25 protein-coding genes and 3 pseudogenes are annotated in these 23,481 nt (G+C 61.9%); 18 read left to right on the top strand and 10 right to left on the bottom strand.

Annotated elements, in window-relative coordinates; all coding sequences use genetic code 11:
• The first annotated feature begins 411 nt into the window (after positions 1–411).
• Together KBX07_RS00220 and KBX07_RS00215 are read left to right on the top strand one after the other, a co-directional pair.
• Positions 412–1,089, top strand: coding sequence for a YoaK family protein (locus KBX07_RS00220; protein ID WP_005290893.1), 678 nt, complete (start codon positions 412–414; stop codon positions 1,087–1,089).
• A gap of 178 nt (positions 1,090–1,267) precedes the next feature.
• Positions 1,268–2,359: a hypothetical protein gene (locus KBX07_RS00215; protein WP_005290896.1), complete on the top strand. Its 1,092-nt coding sequence runs from the start codon at positions 1,268–1,270 to the stop codon at positions 2,357–2,359.
• On the opposite strand, the gene KBX07_RS11420 is transcribed toward KBX07_RS00215, so the two are convergent.
• Complete coding sequence (locus tag KBX07_RS11420; RefSeq protein ID WP_256004472.1) at positions 2,356–3,042, bottom strand: response regulator transcription factor; 687 nt, start codon at positions 3,040–3,042, stop codon at positions 2,356–2,358. The genes KBX07_RS00215 and KBX07_RS11420 overlap by 4 nt on opposite strands.
• Positions 3,039–4,280 (bottom strand): sensor histidine kinase, encoded by a 1,242-nt coding sequence (locus KBX07_RS00205; protein WP_083770326.1) that lies wholly within the window; start codon positions 4,278–4,280, stop codon positions 3,039–3,041. Before KBX07_RS00205 ends, KBX07_RS11420 begins: the two co-directional genes overlap by 4 nt.
• 119 nt (positions 4,281–4,399) lie before the next feature.
• Between KBX07_RS00205 and KBX07_RS00200 the strand changes: the two genes are divergently transcribed.
• A complete protein-coding gene (locus tag KBX07_RS00200; RefSeq protein ID WP_256022525.1) occupies positions 4,400–5,326 on the top strand; it encodes a CPBP family intramembrane glutamic endopeptidase in 927 nt (308 codons plus the stop codon).
• A complete protein-coding gene (locus KBX07_RS00195) occupies positions 5,221–5,817 on the top strand; it encodes a YoaK family protein (protein ID WP_256022885.1) in 597 nt (198 codons plus the stop codon). The genes KBX07_RS00200 and KBX07_RS00195 overlap by 106 nt, the downstream gene beginning before the upstream one ends.
• Before the next feature lie 3 nt (positions 5,818–5,820).
• Here the strand turns inward: KBX07_RS00195 and KBX07_RS00190 are convergent, their stop codons facing one another.
• Entirely contained in the window at positions 5,821–6,342 is a 522-nt protein-coding gene (locus KBX07_RS00190; RefSeq protein WP_256019263.1) for a DUF1707 domain-containing protein, read from the bottom strand.
• Positions 6,343–6,511: 169 nt separating this feature from the next.
• On the opposite strand from KBX07_RS00190, the gene KBX07_RS00185 reads away from it, so the two are divergent.
• The 7 genes from KBX07_RS00185 to arfB (KBX07_RS00155) all read left to right on the top strand — a co-directional run bounded on the left by KBX07_RS00185 (position 6,512) and on the right by arfB (KBX07_RS00155) (position 11,316).
• Positions 6,512–6,754: a hypothetical protein gene (locus tag KBX07_RS00185; protein WP_256022524.1), complete on the top strand. Its 243-nt coding sequence runs from the start codon at positions 6,512–6,514 to the stop codon at positions 6,752–6,754.
• A 456-nt stretch (positions 6,755–7,210) separates the two neighbouring features.
• Positions 7,211–7,801, top strand: a complete 591-nt coding sequence (locus KBX07_RS00180; protein ID WP_256022522.1) for a putative glycolipid-binding domain-containing protein — start codon at positions 7,211–7,213, stop codon at positions 7,799–7,801.
• A gap of 70 nt (positions 7,802–7,871) precedes the next feature.
• Positions 7,872–9,248 (top strand): hypothetical protein, encoded by a 1,377-nt coding sequence (locus tag KBX07_RS00175; RefSeq protein WP_256022520.1) that lies wholly within the window; start codon positions 7,872–7,874, stop codon positions 9,246–9,248.
• Between the two features lie 201 nt (positions 9,249–9,449).
• Positions 9,450–9,695, top strand: a complete 246-nt coding sequence (locus tag KBX07_RS00170; protein ID WP_256022519.1) for a ribbon-helix-helix domain-containing protein — start codon at positions 9,450–9,452, stop codon at positions 9,693–9,695.
• 165 nt (positions 9,696–9,860) lie between these two features.
• Entirely contained in the window at positions 9,861–10,211 is a 351-nt protein-coding gene (locus KBX07_RS00165; RefSeq protein WP_255995224.1) for a VOC family protein, read from the top strand.
• Positions 10,212–10,268: 57 nt separating this feature from the next.
• On the top strand, positions 10,269–10,811 hold the full coding sequence (locus tag KBX07_RS00160) for a DUF488 family protein (RefSeq protein WP_256022517.1): 543 nt from the start codon (positions 10,269–10,271) through the stop codon (positions 10,809–10,811).
• Between the two features lie 61 nt (positions 10,812–10,872).
• A complete protein-coding gene (arfB, locus tag KBX07_RS00155) occupies positions 10,873–11,316 on the top strand; it encodes an alternative ribosome rescue aminoacyl-tRNA hydrolase ArfB (RefSeq protein WP_256019268.1) in 444 nt (147 codons plus the stop codon).
• A 716-nt stretch (positions 11,317–12,032) separates the two neighbouring features.
• Here arfB (KBX07_RS00155) and KBX07_RS11415 read toward each other — a convergent pair.
• On the bottom strand, positions 12,033–12,179 hold the full coding sequence (locus KBX07_RS11415; RefSeq protein ID WP_256019286.1) for a hypothetical protein: 147 nt from the start codon (positions 12,177–12,179) through the stop codon (positions 12,033–12,035).
• Positions 12,180–12,209: 30 nt separating this feature from the next.
• On the opposite strand from KBX07_RS11415, the gene KBX07_RS00150 reads away from it, so the two are divergent.
• The 5 genes and pseudogenes from KBX07_RS00150 (at position 12,210) to KBX07_RS00130 (ending at position 18,023) form a co-directional block, all read left to right on the top strand.
• Positions 12,210–14,171 (top strand): heavy metal translocating P-type ATPase, encoded by a 1,962-nt coding sequence (locus KBX07_RS00150; protein ID WP_370687254.1) that lies wholly within the window; start codon positions 12,210–12,212, stop codon positions 14,169–14,171.
• A 26-nt stretch (positions 14,172–14,197) separates the two neighbouring features.
• Positions 14,198–14,530 (top strand): metal-sensitive transcriptional regulator, encoded by a 333-nt coding sequence (locus tag KBX07_RS00145; RefSeq protein ID WP_370687260.1) that lies wholly within the window; start codon positions 14,198–14,200, stop codon positions 14,528–14,530.
• A gap of 94 nt (positions 14,531–14,624) precedes the next feature.
• Positions 14,625–15,692 (top strand): annotated as a pseudogene (locus KBX07_RS00140) (LLM class flavin-dependent oxidoreductase).
• 82 nt (positions 15,693–15,774) lie between these two features.
• On the top strand, positions 15,775–16,134 hold the full coding sequence (locus tag KBX07_RS00135) for a helix-turn-helix transcriptional regulator (protein WP_076600005.1): 360 nt from the start codon (positions 15,775–15,777) through the stop codon (positions 16,132–16,134).
• Positions 16,131–18,023, top strand: a complete 1,893-nt coding sequence (locus tag KBX07_RS00130) for a cation-translocating P-type ATPase (protein WP_256019271.1) — start codon at positions 16,131–16,133, stop codon at positions 18,021–18,023. Before KBX07_RS00135 ends, KBX07_RS00130 begins: the two co-directional genes overlap by 4 nt.
• Before the next feature lie 293 nt (positions 18,024–18,316).
• On the opposite strand, the gene KBX07_RS00125 is transcribed toward KBX07_RS00130, so the two are convergent.
• The 4 genes and pseudogenes from KBX07_RS00125 to KBX07_RS11405 all read right to left on the bottom strand — a co-directional run bounded on the left by KBX07_RS00125 (position 18,317) and on the right by KBX07_RS11405 (position 21,003).
• A complete protein-coding gene (locus tag KBX07_RS00125; protein ID WP_256022513.1) occupies positions 18,317–19,297 on the bottom strand; it encodes an NAD(P)-binding domain-containing protein in 981 nt (326 codons plus the stop codon).
• Between the two features lie 242 nt (positions 19,298–19,539).
• Positions 19,540–19,608: pseudogene (locus KBX07_RS00120) on the bottom strand (addiction module antidote protein, HigA family); the annotation flags it as partial.
• Positions 19,583–20,152 (bottom strand): annotated as a pseudogene (locus KBX07_RS11410) (chromate transporter). The pseudogenes KBX07_RS00120 and KBX07_RS11410, both read right to left, overlap by 26 nt.
• An 11-nt stretch (positions 20,153–20,163) precedes the next feature.
• Positions 20,164–21,003: a type II CAAX endopeptidase family protein gene (locus KBX07_RS11405; protein WP_256022512.1), complete on the bottom strand. Its 840-nt coding sequence runs from the start codon at positions 21,001–21,003 to the stop codon at positions 20,164–20,166.
• Between the two features lie 156 nt (positions 21,004–21,159).
• Between KBX07_RS11405 and KBX07_RS00105 the strand changes: the two genes are divergently transcribed.
• Together KBX07_RS00105 and arfB (KBX07_RS00100) are read left to right on the top strand one after the other, a co-directional pair.
• Entirely contained in the window at positions 21,160–22,218 is a 1,059-nt protein-coding gene (locus KBX07_RS00105) for an FUSC family protein (RefSeq protein ID WP_256022510.1), read from the top strand.
• Positions 22,219–22,304: 86 nt separating this feature from the next.
• A complete protein-coding gene (arfB, locus tag KBX07_RS00100; protein ID WP_256022882.1) occupies positions 22,305–22,748 on the top strand; it encodes an alternative ribosome rescue aminoacyl-tRNA hydrolase ArfB in 444 nt (147 codons plus the stop codon).
• A gap of 54 nt (positions 22,749–22,802) precedes the next feature.
• Here the strand turns inward: arfB (KBX07_RS00100) and KBX07_RS00095 are convergent, their stop codons facing one another.
• Together KBX07_RS00095 and KBX07_RS00090 are read right to left on the bottom strand one after the other, a co-directional pair.
• Positions 22,803–23,063: a HigA family addiction module antitoxin gene (locus KBX07_RS00095; RefSeq protein ID WP_256022880.1), complete on the bottom strand. Its 261-nt coding sequence runs from the start codon at positions 23,061–23,063 to the stop codon at positions 22,803–22,805.
• A gap of 34 nt (positions 23,064–23,097) precedes the next feature.
• The gene (locus KBX07_RS00090; RefSeq protein WP_005290974.1) at positions 23,098–23,379 is read right to left on the bottom strand and encodes a type II toxin-antitoxin system RelE/ParE family toxin; all 282 of its coding nucleotides are present in this window, start codon (positions 23,377–23,379) and stop codon (positions 23,098–23,100) included.
• Positions 23,380–23,481 lie beyond the last annotated feature (102 nt).

Below are 23,481 nucleotides of genomic sequence, written 5' to 3'. Positions count from 1 at the left end.
TGACGCGTTTCTTTACCCTCATCGGTCACCTAGGAATCGGCACGCCGACGGAAGGCGACCTGCGCATGAAAGACTGCATCGACCAGATCGTTTTAATGTTCTGTTCGAAGAGATTGCCCTGTTCCCACAGCTTCCGCACAGACCATGGGCACAATCCCTTGAGCAAAATGGTGCCCAACTTCATTAACCATCCGTTTCACTAGGTTCACTCATACTTCCGTTGAGTGCCGTGGACCACGCACGCTTCACTACATCAGGCCGACGGAAATGGCCGAATGACCAACAGCAGACAGCCCTCCGGCTCACAGGTTCGCATTTTCATTCTCAGTGACCCGTTATTTCTCTTTCCGGGGATCCCATGAATCGGCTCACTAACCTTTTTCGAGTGCCATCTCTAGAAAGGAAAGTTAAATGAAGGGGTACCGTAATGCTGAGCGTGCCTTGGCCATTTACCTGTCTTCGATCACGGGATTCGTGGACACCATCGGATTCATGTACCTCGGGGGGTACTTCCTCTCGTTCATGTCGGGCAACACCACCCGCTTGACCGCCGCAATGAGCGAGCGGCGCTGGGAAGTCGCCGGCCTCACCGGAAGCATCATGATCACGTTTCTCGTAGGTGTCGGCGTAGGCGCAGCCATTAGCCAGTTGGGACGTCGTATGCTCCCGCACACGCGCACGCGCGAAGCGGTTCTCCTGTTCATTTGCCTAACTTCAACGTTCGCATCAATTCTCATTACTGTCGATGCTCAGCTCGCGGCGATGTACATGCTTTCTTTCACCGTAGGTGCTATGAACTCGACGTTCGAGCGTGACGGTGAAGTCTCGATCGCTCTGACCTATATGACGGGGACCTTGGTGAAGATGTCCCAGCGCTTTGTGGGTGCGCTCTTCGGTGACCCCCACAAGCATTGGCTCGGACACTTCGCCTTGTGGGCGTCTCTGGCGTGCGGCGCCCTGCTTGGTGGTCGCGCATATGTGTTGTTCGGCACCGATGCCGTGTACATCGTTAACGCTCTGATTGTGTTCGGCGCTCTCGTTGCGATTATCAACCGGCAGCGCCTGCGCAACCGCGGTTTGCCGGTTTAGTCCTTCACCGCACGAAAACTGCATTGAGACAGCGTGATCAAACCCATCCTGACGTTTGCCTCAGACGCGTTCTTCGTGGTGGATGTGATGCTCTAGCCAGCTAGTTGCCGGGCCTCCTCGCTGGTAGGGGGCGAGCTGCGAACCGCCCGGTTAATCGAACGACTGTACAGTGGCTGCCATGAAGATGAAGTACTACTTCGGCGCAGACACCGCCCACAAGCTCGGCAAGCAGCTCGGGATCGACGCCGAGGAGTACGCCGCCTGGGTCGCCCCACGCGTCGACGACCTTGAGATCAAAGACCGCGTCAGCGTGTTCGCCGCCGGCCTGAAGGATCGGTTACCGGGTGAATATCCGGAGGTGGTGGCGGGAATCGTCGATAAGCTTGGGCCTGAACTCGCGGAGGGCGAGGGCTATTTCAACCACTCGTTCCACCTGTGGCCGGTCAGCCGCTACATCGAGGACTACGGGCTGGAGCATCCGGAGGTCTCGCTTGACGCGATTGAGGCACTGACCCGCGTGTTCACCGGCGAGTGGGCAGTGCGGCCGTTCCTGGCACGCTACCCGGAGGCCACGCTGGAGTGTGTCCACGTATGGTCGCGGTCGGATTCGCACAATGTCCGCCGCTTATCGACGGAAGGCATCCGCCCCCGCCTCCCCTGGGCCGCCGTCCACAGGCCGTTCACTGAAGATCCGTCACCCATCCTGCCGGTGCTCGACCGTCTCTACAACGACGAGTCGCTGTACGTGCGCACATCCGTGGCCAACAACCTCAATGACATCGCGAAGACGCACCCGGACCTCGCGGTGGCGACAGCGCGGCGGTGGCGCGAAGAAAACGACTCCCCCGAGGTCACCTGGGTGGTCGAACGCAGCCTGCGCGGCCTGGTGAAGCAGTCCCACCATGAAGCGCTCGACGTGGTCGGTTTCGCGCCGGACGCGGGCATTGAACTGCACTCGGTGGCATTCCCGGTTGCTGCAGCGATTGGGTCTAGCGTCGAACTCACCGCCACACTGGTCAACCACGGCGACACCGCGCGCGATGTCCTCGTGGATTACAAACTGCACTTCCTCAAAGCCAACGGTGGCCGCCGCCCCACTGTCTTCCGCTTCGGCCGTTTCACTCTCGCGCCGGGCGAGGAGCTTGAAATTTCCAAGACACACCCATTCCGCGTGACTGGGACCCGCACCTACTACCCCGGCACGCAGGCCGTGTCCGTCGTAGTCAACGGCATCGAGAGCGAGCCGATCGAGTTTGAGCTGGCGCCTTAGAGCTTGTCCTCGTGATCCCGCAAGAGCAGCGCGAGCCGGGTCCGGTCGTGCACCAAGAGTTTCCGCATGACAGCAGACACGTGATTCTTGACAGTTCCTTCGGCCAGCACGAGGTCGCCGGCAATTTCGCGGTTATTCCACCCGCGGGAGATGAGCGAGGCGACGCGTCTCTCAGTGGGAGTTAGCTGTTCCAGGAGCGCGTCCACGCTGATGCCGAAGCCGTTAGAATCTCCCGCCTCCCGAGCCGACGAGGATGCCGAGCTCTCCTTAGTCATGACCGTGCGCGCTACACGGGGATCGATGACCAAACCGCCGGAGACGGCCGCGCGCACCGCGCTGACGAGGTCATCTGTGGAACTGTCTTTCAACAAGAAGCCAGCCGCTCCCGCCGCTAAAGCGCCTTCAACGACAGGGGTGTCGTCAAACGTGGTGAGAATAATGACGGGTACACCGGGATGATGCCGTGCGCATTGGGCAGTCAGCTCAAGCCCGTCCATTCCGGGCATGCGTGCATCGGCGAGAACCACGTCGGGGTCTGTGCACTCGATGACGGTCAGTGCCTCCGCCCCGTCAGCCACCTCACCCACCACCTCAACCTCGCCCACGGTGCCTAACAGCATGCTCAGACCGCCTCGCATGAGCTGGTGATCGTCGACAAGCACAACCCGCACAGTAGCACTCACGACACCGCCGCCTCCTGGTATGGCAGCGTGAGGACGAGCCGCACTTGACCGTCCTCCGCATGCGCCATGACCGTCCCGCCAAGATCTTCCGCTCGCTCACGCAAGCTGCGCAATCCGAAGCCTTCGGGTAAGGGTCCGTCGTCAAGCTGCGTTACTTCTGGCGGAACGCGATTCGTCACTGCAACCTGGATAGTGTCCCCACACGCAGTGGCTTCGACCTCGATGACGCGGGCGTTCGAATGCCGCAACGCATTCGTCAATCCTTCCTGGACGAATCTGAGCACCAATAAGTCACCTGCATGGCCAAGGTTAGGGAAAGGCTCATCGACGTCCAGACCCACCACGACACCGGTACCGCGAAACGATTCCGCGATCGCGTCGAGAGCTTCACGGCCGCGCAGCTGGTCAGATCGCACAGGATTGAGCGCCCTGACCCATAGCCTCATTTCATCGAGTGCCTCCACCGTCAACGCGCGAGCCGAGCGAACCTGCTCCATCGCCCCTTCAGGGTCGCGGCCATGCATCCGGTCCGCGTACTCGAGCGACATCCCAACCAAGGTCAAGCTATGCCCCAAGCCGTCGTGAAGCTCCCGGGCCGCCCGCTGGCGCTCCTGTGCCAACACGAGCTCCTTCTCCACGACAGCGCCACGCTGCACCTCCGCAGCCAAGCTCGTCGCTTCAACACGGCGGCGTTCCAAATCCGCCAGAGCTGCCCCAAGCGCAATCCCGAAGCCCGTCAACAGCTGCGTTGAAACGAGATTGCCTAAAAGGCCTCCATCCTCAATCCCGAACCACCACCCCAAGACCAGCAAAAAGACTCCGAAAAGCACCCACGCAACGATCCCAGCGAGCAAAGAGACATCGACGATGAGCACGGTCAGCGCCATCATCATCAACGGCACAGCCATGACGTTCGCCACGATCATGGTCAAGCTGGCCAGGATGCACAACACCAACGCACCCCGAACGCGCGCGGTGCCGGCATCGACCCGTTGCCGAAGTACCACCAGCGCCGCAACACACAGCACGCCGGCGACCAAGACCGCCGACGCTCCCCTTCGGCCGGCAATGAAGAGTTCCACCGCCTGAAACACCGTGGCACCCAAGCTAGGCACGAACATCCAGCCGATCAGTTCATCTGCACCAAAACTATCGACGCTCCGGTCACGGCGCACCGCACCCGCCAACGCATCCTGCTCAGGCGATGAGGTGCGCTCAGGCGCAGGTAATCGTGTCATAGCATCATCCTAAAGCGGTCGCGGGTGCAAACCCCATGACCACGGTCATGACTTTTAGCGGCGAAAACCGTGACCGCAGCCCGATGTGGGGACGGCTCGTCTGGTCTTAATCTCACCGCATGCACTCTCAACAGAACTCGCCCATGCCCGACGACCACTCTCTCGAGCGCTCAACCACTGCCCCTCAAACTCAGGAGCCGGATGCCCGGCCCCGTCCAAGGGTTCCGCTGATCGCCCGGTGCGCGCTGACCGCCGTTGCCCTGTTCGTGGCCGCGCTCTCTAGTGTCCCCTTCGCTTTGATACCCGGAGTCAACAATGCGTTGAACGGTGACAACCCGTGGGCCGCATTGGCTGTGACTGCAGCGGCGACGACCATCATGTTGGCCACCTACCTATTTCTCACATGGGCGCTCACCCGCTTCATCGACGGTCGCCCCGCACGCGCCGCCGGGCTGGTGCTTGACCGCCGCGCGCTTCCGGCCATTCTTGCCGGTACCCTTCTCGCCGCGCTCATCACCCTGTTCTCCGCATGGCTCACCAATGCCTTTGGATTGACACATGCCACCACGGAATCCACCGGTGCCAATCCGAACCCGTGGGTTGTCGTGGTGCTCGATGTATTCCTCACCGCCTACGTGGCCCAAGGCATCGGTGAAGAATTCCTTTTCCGCGGTTACCTGTTGCAGAGCGCTCGGATGCGGCCGGTTCCTGCCCTCCTGCTCTCTGCGGCAGTGTTCGCGATCCTCCACCTGGTCTCTAGCGGCGGCCAGGACGGAATAGCACAACGATTCCTCTACCTTTTCCCCACTTTTGCTTTCGCACTGCTCGCCGGGGCTCTCGCGGTTCATTTTCGCTCAGTGTGGGCGGCCTGCGGTATTCACGGAGGTATGCATGTCGGCTCCACCCTCGCAATTGGCATGGGACTGGAAACGAGTACTCCCTGGAACTGGACAGTCGAGGGCGCGGTGTACCTGGTCGCGGCCGCCATTGCGATCGTGCTGATCCCGAAGAGCACCCGTTCGCAGATTCTCGACCCGTATGTCTAACCGCCGCTAGAGCTCGCGGAGGAAACACCACGCGCATGACCGCCGCCGTGAACGCCGGAAAATGGGACGTGGCCCTTATCGCTGGCAGCATCATGCTGACATTCTTGATCGGTGTCGCAGTCGGAACACTGATCAGCCAGCTGGGCCAGCGGTACCTGCCGCCGACACGCACCCGCGAAGCTATCCTCCTGTTCATTTGTCTCACGTCGACGGTGGCTTCGGGGTTGGTGGCGGGAGGCGTCGATAAGCTCGCGGTGTATGTGCTGTCCTTCACTGTGGGTGCCATGAACTCCACGTTCGAGCACGGCGGCGAAGTGAGCATCTCCCTGACCTACATGACGGGCACGCTGGTGAAAATGTCGCAACGGTTCGTCGGCGCGTTCTTCGGCGGCCTGCGCGCGGTGTGGGTGGTCAACGTCATGCTCGTCGCCGCGACAGCCGCAGCGTTAGTAAACAGGCAGCGGCGACGCGACCGCGGACTGCCGGTCTAAGGCCTACTTCCCCAACTCTTTGCGCCGCTGGTGCGCCAAGCGGAGACGCTCAGCGCGCTCCTTGTTGGCGTCTTCCATGATTTCTTCGAGCACCTCATCGTCTTCATCGCTGATCCCGTAGAAGGTGTACAAACCCGCTGTCAACACACCCGCGACGGGTAAGACGACCCAAAAGTAGTCCCAGCTGAACACGAACATGCCCAAGAAGAACATGGTCATCGTCGCTGCCCACAACACCGCCAAAGCGCTGTCGAGCTTGCGTTTACGGGCAATCATGTTCTCCAACTCGGCGTCAGAGTCACGGTGCGCTGGCGCCGGAGCCGGCCCCTCACTGACCTCAGGCAAATCTGTGAACAGCGCGCTAATTTCACCGCGGGTGCGCGCAGCCGCAGCCTGTCCGGAACGCTCCTCAAACTCCGCCGGCGTGAGATATCCATTGGCGAAGTGCTCCCCGAGCCGGTCCAACGCCGTCGAGCGCTCCGTATCCCCTACTCGAACATTGGGCGCTTCGTGCGACTCCGCCATTTCGTCCTCCTTGCTCAGTTTCCTCACAGCCTACCTCGCTGAGCAGTTTAGAATGAGGCCATGAACATCGATGCGACCATCGCCGTCGGGTTTCTTATCGTGTTCGTACTCGTGATTATTGCCGGAGCGCTGTTCTTTCACCTCGCAGAAGACGTCACAGAACCGGGCTATGGCTCCCCAACGCCCAACGGTGTCCCGTACCGTCCCTCCTCACTTCACCACCGGCACTCCTGGCGTTATCGCCCTGGCGACAGAACTGTCTCGCCGCCTCGCAGAAACCCCCTGCCGCGTGTTCACCACCCCGGACAGCGTGGTTATCGAATCCGCCCCGGACTCATTGCTCTACGGCCAATGGTTCACCATCACGCTCACGGAAACACCCACGGGATTCAAGCGCTGGGACCGTCAGTGAACTGGACGCAGAGGGCACTATAGCGAAGCCGTCCCCTTGACTAGCGTCCAATGGAGTACCCACCGTTCGTGGAGTATTGGCGCGTCTTGGAAACTGGAACGAGTGAACGGCAAATGGGTCAAACGCCGCACAGAGAAGCCCTTCGACCTAGACCACGAGATCCAGCAGTCCCTTCGTGCCATCGGGGCCACATAGCATTCTTGGCTTTTCGGCTTCACCGCCGGTTAGAGGTTAGGAAGACTCCGCTCCGCCGCATACGCCCCCCCGGGTCTCGGCGGATCTAGATTTTTAGTATCGCCTTTCAGTCAGTTGGCAAAGATCCCACCTGGGAAAACGTTACCGTGCCGCCGCGGAGGGCGATATTAAACATGTAGAACCGCCTTGATCCTCCCCTCCATCTACGATCCAACCCGACGGGCTTGATCCTGCTGCCTGCTGCGGGCTAAACTCGCCGACATGGAACGCAGTTATGAGTGGGAGCACGTCAGCGATCGCCGCATCCGAAACGAGGCAACAGTTCGGTTCGAAGTGGGCGGGCTGGCGGCCACTGGCACTCAGACCGGCTCCGACTACAAGGCGGAATGGCAGCTCGACGCGCGGGACAACTGGACGACTCAGCGGGTTGCCGTATCCGTTGTGGGCGAGGATTGGAAGCGGAGCTTGATCCTCTCCCGGTCCGCTACAGGAAAGTGGTCCTCCGAAACTGCGCTGGACGGTCAACAGCCGGCCGACATGGCCCCGCCAGGCATCGCCACGGGTGAGGATCTCACCCAAGCACTCGATTGCGACCTCGGTCTATGCCCGCTCACGAACACGATGCCGATACGCCGGTTAAGCTTGCTGCGCTCGGCAGTACCGGAAACGAAACTCATCATGGCGTGGATCGACATGCCGTCGCTCCAGGTGATCGCATCCGACCAGTACTACGCGTCGGTTGATTCTCAGACGGTGAGCTACGCCAGCGGCACGCGCGGAGTCGATGTCGAACTGCAGGTTGACGATGACGGAGTGGTGCTCCTCTACCCGGATATGGCGCGCAGGGTGTGACACCTCCACCGCTGAACAGAGTGGGCTAATTCGGTCTGGTCAGCTGCCGCATACCGCTACAATTCGCACCATGAATGGACGCGGCACTGACCTAGAATTCATCTCTGACGGCGAGGGACTCATCGTATTCGGCGACGATGAATCTCTCAGCGAACTTTCCCGCATTAAGGGCATTTCGGCATCTTCAGTTTCCCCGCAAGTGATGCACCGCGCACGCGACCTGTTCTCTGCCGTGGGTGTGATGCAGGCCAACTCGGGCCGCTACGTCAAGCTCAGCGATGAGTCTGCAAAGCTTATGAAAAAGCGCGTGTCAGAGGGGCCGATCAGAGGTGCATTCCGCCGGGGCGACCTTGATTTGCCGGGCAATTCGGGTCAGTTTTTCAAACAAATCGAGATCGAGGATGTCTTAACCCTTTCACCCGCGGTGGCAACTGCGGGAAGCGCCCTTGCTGCCCAAGCAGCGATAGAGGCGGCTTTGGCAGAGATCAAAGAATACCTCGAAGTTATAGACGAGAAATTGGACGAGCTCCTGCGGCAAAGCAAAATCGAAAACCTTGGTCAGCTCGGTGGAATTCAATACGAGATAGAGGAAGCGGATGAACTGTACCGCTCGAGCAACAGCGTGTCGAAGACCACTTGGTCGAAGGTGAATGGATTCGGTGGCGCGCTCAGCACTATCGAGGCCTCCGCACTCGAACATCTTGCAGACGTGACCAGAAAGCTTGAAGAGATCCAGGGTGACTCGAAAAAGGTCGCCGCGATACTCAACCGGCTTGACGACGAGCTTCCGTTCTGGCTCGGCATCCTCGCCCGAGCCATTTACCTACATGACCGGCTCTACGTCATAGAGATTGCGCACGTGAGTGAGTTTGAACCACAACACCTCGCGGCACACCGCGCGGCTATCGAAAACGCACGTCACAAACGGGTAGAGGCTACGACTCAGCGCTTACTAGCCATTAGGGCTGCCGTTCGCTCCTCTGCAGCTCTGAGCAATCTTGTCTGGATGTCCTACCACTCCCGTGCGCACCAGATCACGATGGCTGCGAACAAAGCTGAGGAAGCGATTGGAGCCTTCGCCGAGCACGTACAGCTCACGGTTGATTCGGAGGACCAACTTCAGACAAAGGGCTGGAGGGAGTCGGTTGTGGCGTGGGCTGGAGATACCATCGAGGCTGCGAACCGTGCCCGGCAAAGTGGTGTAGAACGCGCACAGAAAACGACGGAGAAGTTCCGCACCCGCAGCGACGATCGAGTTCTAGCGAAGGCCGCCGAGATCGAGAGAAAACGAGCAGAGCGAACTGATCCACAACGAGACACCGGAGGAGAAGCATCAATTAACACGCTCGAGTTGAATGCTCCTCAATCTGAGCCCGTTTCCGACACTGATACTGCAGCTCCAAAGAATTTGCCTTTCCGCCGTAGAAAAGACCGAGATGGTAAATAGGTGTCGATCATCCGATCGAGGCCCCGCGAACGAACGTTCTTCTATCCACTCACTCAAAGTTATGGATCAAAAGTGTTAGATCCAACGTCCATGAACTGCCCTTTTAAACGCGCTGAACGTCGAGATTGAAGTCCACTGACTCTCCAGCGAAAGCTACCTCAATCTAGCGGCGTATATGCTTTCCGTATTACGATTAGCGGCATGAAAACAATCAACGGCCAACCGGTCAACGAAGGGCAAATCGATAGCTGGGTAACCGAAGCCGAAAAGGGTTACGACGTGGAGACCCTGCGTCGCCGGGGAAGAAAACCTCGGGATGAAGATGCTGCAAAAGTTGTCTCCATTCGGCTCTCACCCGGCGAGATTTCTGAGCTTGATAGATATGCCGCTGCCCACGGATGGTCCAGGTCAGAGGCGATTCGTAAAGCCTTGAAAAACGCAATTTGAAGATGGAGGTTCGTCGGAGCGCCACCAAACACGGCATCAAGCCCGAGGATTCCGTCGCAGCAGCTACCTCGGGGTGCGCTTTTCAGATCTCCCCTGGATGAAGAAAACCCCATCCAACGCCCCGGATTATTGCAGGTGCGCTGCCCCGCGCCCACAATGGGGACCATGAGTGACATCACCTTCGGTATCCGCCAAATCACGTTCGACTGCCACGATCCTTCTAAGCTCGCCGAGTTCTGGTCAGCTGCAACTGGCTGCGGGATCTCTGCCGACTACGGTGACTTCGTCATGGTCGATTCCACTCCGGCTCTGGGGTTTCAGCGCGTTGAGGATCCCACGCCTGGGAAAAACCGCATGCATATCGATGGCGGCGGCGTTGAACGCGAGACTCTAGTGGAGCGTCTCAAGGGTTTGGGCGCCACCGAACTGGGCACCCACGAGGCGCCGGGGCTCGTATGGACAGTCATGCAGGATCCGGAAGGCAACGAGTTCTGCGTAGGCAACCCCGAAGCCTAGCTTGCTTCACTCGGACACTGATGCGGGTGCGACGGCCTCGCGCGTAGCGTTGTAGGCATGCGCATTTTCACTGTGGGCCACTCCAACCTCGAGTTCGAGGACTTTACCGAGATGATTAGGGCTGCCGGTGTGGAATCCATCGTGGATGTGCGCAAGCTGCCCGGGTCCAGGAAGTACCCGTGGTTCAACGACGACCACCTCGCCGAACACCTTCCCACGCACGGCATCACTTACAGCAGAAGCGAGGGCCTGACCGGGCGGCGCAACGTGTCTCACTCCGTACCGTTTGAGGTCAACGGCAACTGGCGTAACCGCAGCTTCCACAATTACGCCGACCATGCGCTTGGCGAGGAGTTCTCAGACGCGCTCACGCAGTTACGGGCGAGCGCCACCGAAACCCCCACAGCGATCATGTGCTCCGAGGCGGTGTGGTGGCGCTGCCACCGACGCATCATCGCCGACCACCTCCTCGCCCACGGCGACGAAGTTGAGCACATCATGGGGATGGGTGCTGATGGGGCTAAGGTGAGCAAGGCCACGCTCAACGACGGCGCCGTCATCGGCGACGACCTCCTCGTGTGCTACCCCGAGCGCGGCTAGCTCCCACACCAGCACCGAGCCTATACCAAAGCTGTGAGTATCCGCTTGTAGGGTGGGCAGCGTGAAAGATCTGACCATTGCGCCCGGCCCGGGGGTCCCCGGTGGTGTGGTCATCGCCGCCGCCGACCTGACGGAACGGTTCTCGAAGTCGTCGGGGCCGGGTGGTCAGGGCGTCAATACCACGGACAGCAAGGTGCAGCTCTCCCTCGATGTCGCTGCGTGCACATCGCTTTCCGACGCCCAACGTCGCCGCATCCTACGCAACCTCGAGCACCGCTTGGACGGCACCGTCCTCACCGTGGCCGCGTCGACCCAGCGGTCGCAGGCCCGCAACCGCGCCGAAGCCCGCGAGCGCATGGCCGCGCTGTTGCGCGAGGCGCTCGTCCCACCCCCTCCCCCGCGCCGCAAAACCAAACCGACGCAGGGCTCGGTGCGGCGACACCGCGAAGCGAAGAAGCGGCGTTCAGAGCTCAAGTCGATGCGGCGACGGCCGCAGATCCCCTAGTTCGGGCCTTTGACGATGCACTCAGGAGGGATTGTTGGCGGCTGGTTGACGACGACAATCCCGACCCGCCTGGTAGACGCTACCGTGCACGTCTCCCCCTTCCGTGCTGATCGTGTTAACTGAGTCGGCTCCTGCGGGTTCACCACATTGCTCGCAGAACCGTTGCTGGGTTTTGTGGTCGGCTCGCTGCTGGGCGACCCAGAGACGTGGATCACCCGTGCGCTGGTGGCCCTGGTCGCCGTGCGCGCTGTTTGGGGGTATCGGTCTGCACCTGGTCTGGGGTGGGCGCGGATTCTGGGGCAGTCTCGTCGTCGCCGGGTTCGGCACAGCTGGTCAGGGCCAAAGTGCCCAATGCTGCGACGAGAGCAAGTCGAGTTATCTTGGTCAGCTTGTTCATTTGTACTCCTGTCGTGCAACGCATCGCTGAATGTTTCAATCCATTGAGTTATACCCTATAGGGGTATAAGGTAGAAGGGGAGCGAATGATCGGTTTGAAACTGCCACCTAGCCCAACGACCTGAAGGGCCCGCAGGCTCTCGCGAGGCGCTACACGGTCCATGGGTTTCGCAGGTTCTCCGGGTACGAAAACAATCCATGATCACCTCCACGGAAAGGAATCTGGCATGGTTGATCGCGACCACCATCACCCGACACACCACACTGCGCATCAACAGGAGCGTGCTACTGAAACCGCCGTCCACCATGGGGATCATCAATCAAGTCAAGATCGCGCCATGGGCCACGACGGGAATGAGCATCACGAACACGCCCCAGGTGGGCACGGCCAGGAAGGCCAGCACCATTCCGGCCACGAGATGCACGGAGGCCATGCCGGACATGGCCACGGGGGCCACGGGGATCATGTCGGACAATTCCGGCGGTTATTTTGGATCATGTTGGTGCTGGGTATTCCAGTGGTCGCGTTCGATCCGATGTTCGCGGACCTTTTGAGCTATCAGTTACCTGACGCGGCGTGGGTGTGGTGGGTATCGCCGATCCTGGGTACGGTCATTTATTTCTGGGGCGGCCGGCCATTCCTGACTGGGGCAGTCTCCGAGATCCGGTCCCGGCAACCGGGCATGATGCTGCTTATCGGGTTAGCCATCACGGTGGCCTTCGTCGCCTCCTGGGGGGCGACCCTGGGCATCCTGGATCACGAGCTGAACTTCTGGTGGGAACTGGCCCTACTGGTGGTCATTATGTTGTTAGGCCACTGGATTGAAATGCGCTCCCTGGCCCAAACCTCCTCCGCCTTAGACTCGCTGGCCGCCTTGCTTCCGGATGAAGCCGAAAAGGTCGACGGCGATGATGTCGTCACCGTCACGCCGGCGGAGCTGGTCGTTGGGGATGTCGTCATTGTCCGGCCAGGGGCTGCGGTCCCAGCCGATGGTCAGATCATCGATGGTAGTGCGTCCATGGATGAATCCATGGTCACCGGGGAATCCAAAACCGTTCGACGCGGTCTGAACGACCACGTCGTGGCCGGCACTGTCGCCACAGATTCCGGGCTGCGGGTCAAAGTCACCGCCACTGGAGATGACACCGCACTGGCGGGTATCCAGAAACTGGTCGCCGATGCCCAAGCCTCCTCCTCCAAAGCCCAACGCATCGCCGATACCGCCGCCGGCTGGTTGTTCTGGTTCGCCTTCGGGGCTGCGGTAATTACCGCGCTGGCGTGGTCCATGCTGGGCATGCCCGACACCGCCGTAGTACGCACCATTACGGTGCTCGTCATTGCTTGTCCTCATGCCTTGGGTCTCGCCATTCCATTGGTGGTATCGATTGCCACCGAGCGTGCAGCTCGTGGCGGGGTGCTGATCAAAGATCGCTTGGCGCTGGAGTCGATGCGCACCGTGGATTCAGTGCTGTTCGATAAAACCGGCACGCTGACCAAAGGTGAACCCACCGTCACCGGGATCCACCCCGTCGGTGATCGGACCAAAGATGAGGTGTTAGCGTTGGCCGCTGCTGCTGAAGCCGATAGTGAACACCCCTTAGCGCAGGCCATTGTCGGCGCTGCCCGCGCTCGGAAACTCGATGTGCCAGGCGCCACTGATTTTTCCTCTTCCCCGGCTGTGGGCGTCAAAGCCACGGTCAATGACACGGCCATTGAAGTCGGGGGCCCCTACCTGTTAGACCATCACTCCCAAGATGAGTTAGGCATTGCTGAGCAGTGGCGCGAAGAAGGCGCGATCATTCTTCACGTGCTGGCCGATGGCCAGGTTATCGGCGCGCTGCGTCTAGCTGATGAAATCCGACCAGAATCCCGTGACACCGTGGATGCCCTGCATGCCAACGGGGTCCAAGTCGTGATGATCACCGGCGATGCCCAAGCCGTGGCCGAGACCGTGGCCAAAGAGCTGGGTATTGACCGGGTCTTTGCTGGGGTCCGACCCGAAGATAAATCCGCCAAGGTCGCCGAACTCCAGGCCGAGGGCCGTAAAGTGGCCATGGTCGGTGATGGGGTCAACGACGCCCCAGCTTTGGCTCAGGCCGATGTGGGCATTGCTATTGGTGCCGGCACCGATGTGGCCATCAGCTCGGCCGGGGTCATCCTGGCCTCCTCGGATCCCCGCTCGGTCTTATCCGTGTATGAGCTCTCCGAGGCCACTTACCGGAAAATGAAGCAGAACCTGTGGTGGGCGGCTGGCTACAACATCGCAGCCGTCCCCTTGGCCGCTGGAGTGCTGGCTCCGATCGGGTTCGTGCTGCCGATGAGCGTGGGTGCAATCCTGATGTCGGCCTCCACCGTGGTAGTAGCCCTCAACGCCCAGCTGCTGCGCCGCTTGGATCTAACCCCAGCTGCCAGTGCTGCCAGGTCCCTGGGCCGGACACCCGAAACCGTGGACGCCTAACATGAGACACTGCTGTGACAACTCTGATGCACGAAGAAAGCAGGCCCATGACCAATACCCCGCATGCTGATTCCGCTGACCACGGCTATATCAGTGACAAAGACCGCTACCTGGCCCGGTTGAAACGCATTGAAGGCCAAGCCCGCGGGATTCATCGCATGATCGATGAAGAGAAGTATTGCATCGATATCCTCACCCAAATCAGCTCCATCACCTCAGCTCTGAACAATGTCGCGCTGAGCCTGCTCGATGACCATATGCGCCACTGCGTCGTCCGTGCGGCTCAAACCGACGGGCCAGCAGCCGAAGAAAAACTCGTCGAAGCTGCCGACGCTATCGCCCGCCTCGTCCGCTCCTAAAACCCGGCACTCTTCAACCCGCCGCCAGCCGTGACAATCCTCATGCGAGGCATTACCCTGGTTGTTGATACGTCATTAAAGGTAGTGTTATCCGATGAAAGCGTTTGGATTCTTAAGCTTCGGACAGTATGCCTTCGGAGGTCAGCGCGGGCCGTCTGCAGAAAAGATCGCCAAGATCCACCTGGAGATCGCCCAGGCTGCGGACGAGATCGGAGTAAACAATGCCTCCTTCCGCGTCCACCACTTCGTGCCGCAGGCCTCCGCCCCGATGCCGCTGCTTGGTGCTGTCGCCGCCACCACCAAAAACATTGAGGTGGGCACCGGCGTCATCGACATGCGCTACGAAAACCCGCTCTACCTCGCCGAAGAAGCCGCCTCCCTGTATCAGCTCTCCGGCGGGCGTGTGGCCTTGGGCGTTTCCCGCGGTGCCCCCGAGGTTGCCGAGCGCGGCTGGGAGGCCTTCGGCTACAAGGGCGAGGCCCCCAACGGCGCGGACGTGGCGCGCTCCCATCTCGAGACCTTCATGGGCGCTGTCGACGGCAACGGGTTCGCCACCGCCGCACCGCTGGAGCGTCAGTACCCCCAACATGTTCCAGCCCGGCTCCGCCCTGCCCGTCTTCCCCATGGCACCCGAGCTGCGCAAGCACATTTTCTACGGCTCGGGCACCCACGCGTCTGCGGAGCAGACCGCGAAGGACGGGCTGAACCTGATGTCCTCCACCCTGGTGTCCGAGACCACCGCCGAGACTCTGGGCGAAATCCAGGCGGATCAGATCGGCCGCTACCGCGCCGCGTGGAAGGAGGCGGGCCACGCCTGGACGCCGCGCGTGTCGGTGTCCCGCTCCATCTTTCCCATCGTCGACGGCGCGGACATGCAGATGTTCGGCCCGCAGGCCTCCGGTTCCGACCAAGTAGGCGCGCTGCCTGATGTCGGCTCCACCACTTTCGGCCGCACCTACGCCGCCGAGCCCGACAAGCTCATTAGCAGCTCAAAGCCGACCCCGCCGTCATGTCCGCCGACCCCCTGTTCAACACCATCCCCACCGGCATGGGCGTGGACGTCAACGTGAAGATCTTGGGCAACTTCGCCACCCATGTCGCCCCCGCGTTGGGTTGGCAGCCGAACCGCGAAAGCCCAGTTACCGGCTACCCCATCGACTAATTTCTGCAGGTCGCAAGCTCTTCGCTTCAATGTCAGTTCAGTACGTATTGAATCGTTCAGTGAATACTGTATAGTTCAGCACATGCTGACTATTGCTTCACGCCTCGACGTCATGAACCGGCTCGGCCGGGCCATGGCGGATCCGACGCGCTCCCGAATCCTGATGACCCTACTCGACGGCCCGAGCTACCCAGCCGTGCTTGCGCGCGACCTGGACCTGACCCGCTCGAACGTCTCGAACCACCTGACCTGCTTGCGCGACTGCGGCATCATCGTCGCCGAGCCAGAGGGCCGCAAGACTCGCTACGAAATCGCCGATCCGCACCTCGCGGCAGCGCTCGACGCGCTGGTGAACGCGACGTTGGCTGTCGACGAAAACGCCCCGTGCATCGACCCTGAGTGCTCGGTGCCCGGCTGCGGCGAGAAGGGGGCGGACGCATGAGCTCGGCTTGTGGATGCGAACACGAACCAGCCACGGAGATCGAAGATCTCGATCGACCATGGTGGAAGGACCCCGAGTTGCTACTGCCGATCTTCTCCGGCGTAGCCCTCTGCATAGGCCTGGCACTGGGCTGGTCCGGGCTGGAGACACCCGCGACAGGACTGTTCTGGGTCAGCCTGCTGCTAGGCGCATACACGTTCGCGCCTGGAGCGATCCGGAACCTTGTCACGAAGCGCAAGCTCGGCATTGGCCTGCTGATGACGATCAGCGCGGTCGGCGCGGTGATCCTCGGCTTCGTCGGAGAGGCCGCGGCGCTAGCGTTCCTATACTCGATCGCCGAGGCGCTGGAAGACAAGGCGATGGACCGGGCCCAGGGCGGACTGCGGGCACTGTTGAAGTTGGTACCGCAGACCGCGACGGTGCTACGCGACGGCACGGCGGTCGAGGTCGCAGCGAAGGCCCTCGTGGCTGGCGAGCTGATGCTCGTGCGCCCCGGGGAGCGGATCGCCACGGACGGCATCATTCGGTCTGGGCGCTCCAGCCTTGACACCTCAGCGATCACCGGAGAATCCATTCCGGAGGAGGTCGCGCCCGGCGACGAGGTCCCCGCGGGAGCGATCAACTCCGCCGGTGTGCTGGAGGTCGAAACGACCGCAGCTGGAACAGACAACTCGCTGACCACACTCGTGGATCTGGTCGAGCAGGCGCAGGCGGAAAAGGGCGACCGCGCCCGGATCGCCGACCGGATTGCCCAACCCCTAGTGCCCGGGGTGATGATCCTGGCGGTGCTGGTCGGCGTGATCGGCTCGCTGCTGGGCGACCCAGAGACGTGGATCACCCGTGCGTTAGTGGTTCTGGTCGCAGCGTCGCCGTGCGCGCTGGCAATCTCCGTGCCGCTGACGGTCGTGGCCGCGATCGGCGCGGCCAGCCAGTTCGGAGTGGTCATCAAGTCCGGCGCGGCGTTCGAGCGACTCGGCGGTATCCGTCACTTGGCAGTGGACAAGACCGGAACCCTTACTCGCAACCAGCCTGAGGTTACCGGGGTGGTCCCGACAGACGGATTCGATCGGGCGCAGGTGCTTTCCTTCGCGGCGGCAGTTGAGCAGCAATCGACGCACCCCCTCGCCGCGGCGATCGCGGCAGCGGGGCCTGAAGCGCCCACCGCCTCGGACATCAGCGAGGAAGCCGGGCATGGCATCGGCGGCACCGTCGAAGGCCGACGGGTGCTGGTGGGCAGCCCCCGATGGATCGACGCCGGGCCACTGAAAGCGGACGTTGAGCGCATGGAGTCCGAGGGCCAGACCTGCGTCCTAGTCACCGTCGATGACGCTCTCGCTGGGGCGATCGGGGTCCGCGACGAGTTGCGGCCCGAGGTGCCCGAAGCCGTGCAGGCCCTGCACGCCAACGACGTGGAAGTAAGCATGCTCACCGGTGACAACACTCGCACCGCCCGGGCGCTGGCTGAAATCGCCGGGATCGACGACGTGCGCGCCGAGCTGCGCCCAGAGGACAAGGCAAGCATCGTCGCCGAACTCTCCTCCAAGACGCCGACGGCGATGATCGGCGACGGCATCAACGACGCTCCGGCACTGGCGGGCGCAACGGTGGGCATCGCGATGGGAGCGACCGGCTCTGACGCCGCGATCGAGTCCGCTGACGTCGCCTTCACCGGCCACGACCTCCGGCTGATCCCGCAGGCGCTGCAGCACGCCCGCCGAGGCAGCAGGATCATCAACCAGAACATCGTGCTGTCTCTGGCCATTATCATCGTGTTGATGCCGCTGGCGATCAGCGGCGTGCTGGGCCTGGCCGCCGTCGTGTTGGTTCACGAGGTCGCCGAAGTCATCGTGATCTTGAACGGCCTAAGGGCTGCGCAAGCGAAGCGCTGATGCTGTGATCGGCAAGTCTTATAGGGGTTAAACCACACGCCGAGCGGACACACCTTGGACCAGGCACGTCAGGTTCGTACTCGGCCACCTGGCCCTTCTCGATGCGTGCGGGCACGGGAGCTGTGGGCGATCCACCGCCCGGCACGTCCCCCCAGCTGGTCAAGGGCCTCCGAGCGCTCCGGGTCTCCAACGCGGATCTTGGAAGGATCGAACTGCTCAGGGACCAAGCGTCATTGCAAAACTCTTTCCGTCCCGCAACTTGAATAGTTCAGCGGCCTTGATACCGCGGACATTCATTCGGAGTCCTGCCGAGCTTCATCGACACGACCTGCGACTACCTGGGCAGTGTGTTTGGCAAAGGGCCCCACACCCATTAGAGTTGCCGAGCCCTCGCCGGTCCAGTTGCCGTAGCCGACGAGATGCAGATTCTTCACCGCGGTTTCGCGGCCACGCATGAGGTGGCGGAATGGGCCGAGGGCCGAACGGAAACCAGTGCACCAGATCAGGTGGTCGTGGTCGAGCTCACTCAAGCTATCGAAGATGGGGGTAGCAGTGAGCTGACCGGAGTTGCGGAGCTCACGTAGATGAGGAAGCGCGACAATGTCGCCCAGGTTCGGGCCGGAATCGCCGCCGAGAATCCGGCGGCGGCTGCGGAGAAAGAGATCGCGGCCATCGACATCATCAGGCATCCAGCGCGGCCGTTCAAGTGTGAACCATGTGACCTCCGACGTTCCGATGAGGTCCGCGGCGATCTGGGCACCCGAGTTCGCCCCACCGACTACCGCGACCTTCGCGCCGCGGAATGGTTCGGGACCGGGGTAGTTCGACGAGTGCCACTGGCGTCCGCGGAAGGTGCCGGGATAGTGGGGCACGAAGGGCGCGGACCACGTGCCTGTGGCCGCGACAACGTGTTCCGCCGTGAATTGACCGGCGGTCGAATCTAGGTCGAACATCCCTCCCTCATGGGACATGCTGCGAACGTGCACTGGGCGCCTAACCGGGAGGTCGTACCGTCGTTCGTAGCTTTCCAGATAGTCGATGACATGGCGTGCCGGCGGGTACCCCGGGTACTGCGGCATAGGCCAGCCGGGCAGATTGGAGAACTCCGCGGCGGAGAAAAGCGTCAGTGAAGGCCACGCGTGCAACCACGCTCCGCCGGGTTCGTCTTGGTTGTCTAGGACCAAGAACTCCACTTTGAAGCGCCGCAGGTAGTATGCCGTAGCTAGGCCGGACTGGCCACCACCGACGACGATGGCCGTGTGATGCTCAGCCAATCGATTATCCCTCCATAATCTCCCGGAAGCGCCGCTCAGTGTCGCTTAGGGCAAATGCCCACCCCAGTTATGTCTCCGCGACCTCCCCATCGAGAGTGGTCGGTTTCACGCGCATGCCACCATCTCGCAGTTGTTCAGCCATGCACGCTTTCAATTCCACGAGCTTACCCTTATCCAGCGGGCCAGCAAGCTGGATCGACTGTGAGTCCCTCGCTCGCACTCATGCCCGCGATTGAAAGGTCAGCAGTGTCAGCAGCAATCGCACGATTTCCGTGAACAATCTTATTAATCCTGCGAGGGAGAACGCCGATAGAAACAGCGAGCTTGTGCTGAGTAATGTCCATCTCCCAGGCGGGGGGCGACTGGGGGCCGAAGGGGCGTCGATAGGCGAAAGTGCGAAGGTGGCCACGAGCATGCCCGCAACGATCGTACCGACCTGGGCCGCGGGGTGCGGCACGAGTAGCACGATAAGGAAGGCGGCGAGCACGACGCCTGCGCGACGACTGCGACCGCCGCCGCCTTGAACCCCGCGAGCCAGCCGGCGTCCGAGATGTCGCCGAGGCGCGCCACCCCGAGCGCGAACGCGACCATGAGTACCACGCTCGGCAGCGTGAAACCCACAAACGCCGCGAACGTGCCACCGTCTCCCGCACGCTTCAGGCCGATTGCCATGCCGACCTGGCTCGACGCGGGGCCCAACATGAACTGACATAACGCGACGAGGTGCGCGTACTCGTCGTCTGAGAGTCACTTTCGCCTCTCGACGAATTCCTCACGGAAGTACCCCAAATGCGCCGTCGGTCCGCCAAACGACGTTAGGCCAAGGCGGGTGAATACGTGTAATACCTCAAGCACAAGATGTGAGGCTAGCGGTCGGCGCCATGCTGGGCAGGTGCCCGCGTGTGACCCGACGCGGCGCGGGGTAGCACTGCAATCACCACGGCGGAAGCCGCCGCAGCAGCCGCCAATGCCGCCACGACGCTCGCAGCCGAATTCGGGATTCCCAGGGCTTGGACCGAGCCGAAGGTGTTCCACGCCGCGTGCACCGCAACCGCGACCCAGAGGCTGTTGAACGTCCACACCAAAAGCGCGTAGAGCAGCGCGTCAAGGAAATAATGGGCGAAGGGGGCCGGGGAGCCGTACGCCTGCGGGTGCACCGCCACGAACGGGATTGCGGCGAGCGCCGCGCCCACGGCCGGGTGCTTGGTCCACGCCGTAAACGCTTGGAAGAACACGCCGCGAAACGCCATCTCCTCCGCGAGCGCGGCGAGCACAATAGCGACGAGCTCTAACGGAAAATCGCTCCGAATATCTCCGATAATTTGGTCCCAGGACGCGCCGTAGCCGACCACGCCGACCACGCCCATGACGGCGGCGATGACCACAAACGCCAACGCGTACGCGGCGAACGGCACCCAAGGTTTCGTTCCTGTTCGCGCTGTGAACACCGACGCAGCCGGCCTGCGCCCGATGAACCGGACTGCGACGAGCACCGCCAGGATCTCCACCACCACGGAGCCGTACCCGAAGTACTTGTCCGCCGCGCCGCTCGTCGTATCCACCCCCGCGACTTCAAGGGAAACACCAATCACCGCGACGAACGCGACGGTGAGCACGGCGACCGCGACGATTTCGGCGAGCGGCCTCCACCAGGCGTAGTTGGGTTGGTTTCTTGACGCGAACGCGTAATCCCCCGCGTGTGACACTGTGACGAAACTCCTTCTCACGGTTACAACAACCGGGCCATCATATGTCTGTCTGTTGATATGTGCACGGGTCGATCAGCCCCGGCGCGGCGCCCGCGCTAGACTCTGCCCGCGGAAAACCACAATCGAGCACGGATCGCGTATGGGGGTTCCCTGTTGCACCACTTCAGCCCGCTGTTTGAGATGGGTCCTGCCCGGCGCGACCACATCCCCGCCTTACGCGTCGCGCTCGGCGTGGCCATCCCGATGTTCACCCTGCTCGCGCTGGGTCGCATGGATCTGGCCATCTACGCGAACTTCGGCGCGTTCACGGGCGTGTACGGCAGACACATGACCCGCCAAGTGCGGCTGAAGCACCACGTCCTTGCAGGCATCGCCCTGACGACGTCGGTGACTGTGGGCGCCATCATGGCGTGGCTGGATCTTAGCCCGTGGGCGTTGATGCTGGTCACCTCACTGGTGTCGGCGGTGTGGGCGACTATCGCGCTGGCCGCGGACATGAAGCCGACCGGGTCGGTGTTTGCGATCTTCTCCGTCGCGGCGGTCGGTTCGTTAAACAATCCGGTCCATCCGGCGCTCGCCTTCGCGATCGCCGGTGCCGCCGCTCTTTTGTGCCTGGCGCTCGGCCAGATCTCCCACCTCATCGGCGAGGGGCCAGGCGGCGACGCGAAGGAACCGGAGCGCCCCTCCCGGGCGCCCGAGGCGGGGCGGGTGCCGTGGCGGCGCCTGCGGGTCGAAGCCAGCCGCTTCTTTTTCTCCCCGCTGCTCGCCGGCATCCTGGGGTTGATCTCCGTGACGATTTCCGACCCCCTCACCCACTCCTACTGGGCCATGGTCGCCGCCGTCGCGCCGCTGGTTAACTCCCGGTTCAAACTGCAGTACTACCGCGCCATCGAGCGCGTCCTGGGCACCCTCACCGGCATCGCGGTAGCCGGCTTTTTGCTGTCCCACCCGATGCAGGGCTGGCAGATCGTCGTGTGGATTGTGATTCTGCAGTACCTCACCGAGATGTACGTAACCCGCAATTACACCATCGCCACCAGCTTCATCACCCCGACCGCCCTGCTGATGGTGCAGACGGTCGAGGCCTCCCCCGTCTGGCCGATGCTGCTCGCCCGCACCGCAGAGACCGTCATCGGCGCATTCGCGGCGCTCGTCGTCATCGCGGTCGGCTACGTGCGCAAGTACCCCGAGGTCTTGCTGCCGCGACGCTAACGCACTTGCTTTGCGACGGGCTCCCGCTCTACCGCCCCCGTCCCATGGGTTCAGCGCATACGACCTGCATACGTAAGGTGGGCGGTATGAACGACCTGACCATCGCACCCGGCCCGGGCATCCCCGGCGGCCTCGTCATCGCCGCCGCGGATCTGACGGAGCGGTTCGCGAAGGCGTCGGGCCCGGGCGGCCAGGGCGTCAACACGACGGACAGCAAAGTGCAGCTCTCCATCGATATCGCGGAATGCGCATCGCTTTCCGACGCCCAACGCCGCCGCGCCCTGCGCAACCTAGAACACCGCCTGGACGGCACGGTGCTCACCGTGAGCGCGTCGACGCAGCGGTCTCAGGTCCGCAACCGTGCTGAGGCGCGCGAGCGCATGGCCACCCTATTGCGGGAGACGCTCGCCCCGCCGCCTCCCCCGCGGCGGAAGACGAAGCCGACGCGCGGCTCGGTGCGACGCCGTCTCGAAGCGAAAAAGCGGCGCTCGGAACTCAAGTCCACGCGACGGCGGCCCCAAATTCCCTAGTTCGAATCATCCGCGTGCATATCCTCACGCTGACGGACCTGGTTCGGGTAACCGCTACGCCGAGACAGCGTGAACCGGCTGAATTCGCTCGATCTCGGCGAGGATTTTGTCTTCTGCCACATCCAGGTCGTACTGGGTCTGCAACCCGAGCCAGAACTGGGGGCTCATCTCGAAAAACTTCGCTAGACGAAGAGCAGTGTCCGCGGTTACAGCGCGCTTACCGTGAACAATTTCGTTGATCCGGCGGGGCGGAACGCCGATGGAGACGGCGAGCGTGTGCTGGGTGATCCCCATTTCCTTGAGAAAGTCCTCCATGAGGATCTCACCGGGGTGAACCGGAGGGAGCTTGTCAGTGGTAGTCAACGATCTCAACCTCCTCTGGCCCCGCGGCGGACCACCGAAAACAGATCCGCCACTGGTCGTTGATTCGTATGCTGAACTGACCCCGCCGATCACCTTTTAACGCCTCGAGTCGGTTTCCCGGGGGAATCCGTAACTCATCAAGAGTCTGCGCGTACCCAAGCTGGCGAAGCTTGCGCAGCGCTACTGAGTGAATGCGGGAATCGATCGAGCGAACCCGCTCTCGATTCCACAGACGCTCAGTGTCCTTGTCAGCGAACGACTGGATCATGCTTCACCCTATCCCCCATAACGCGAAGCGTCAATAACGCTACACGTTAAATTTGAACTCCACGGTATGTCGTTGCAAAGTTACTCCCTCTCGTTAACACCA

Source organism: Corynebacterium sp. CCUG 70398 (genome assembly GCF_024454055.1).
Taxonomy (GTDB): Bacteria; Actinomycetota; Actinomycetes; order Mycobacteriales; family Mycobacteriaceae; genus Corynebacterium; species Corynebacterium genitalium.
Note: the sequence above shows the minus strand (reverse complement) of the source record. Positions and strands in the feature narration are given on the sequence as shown.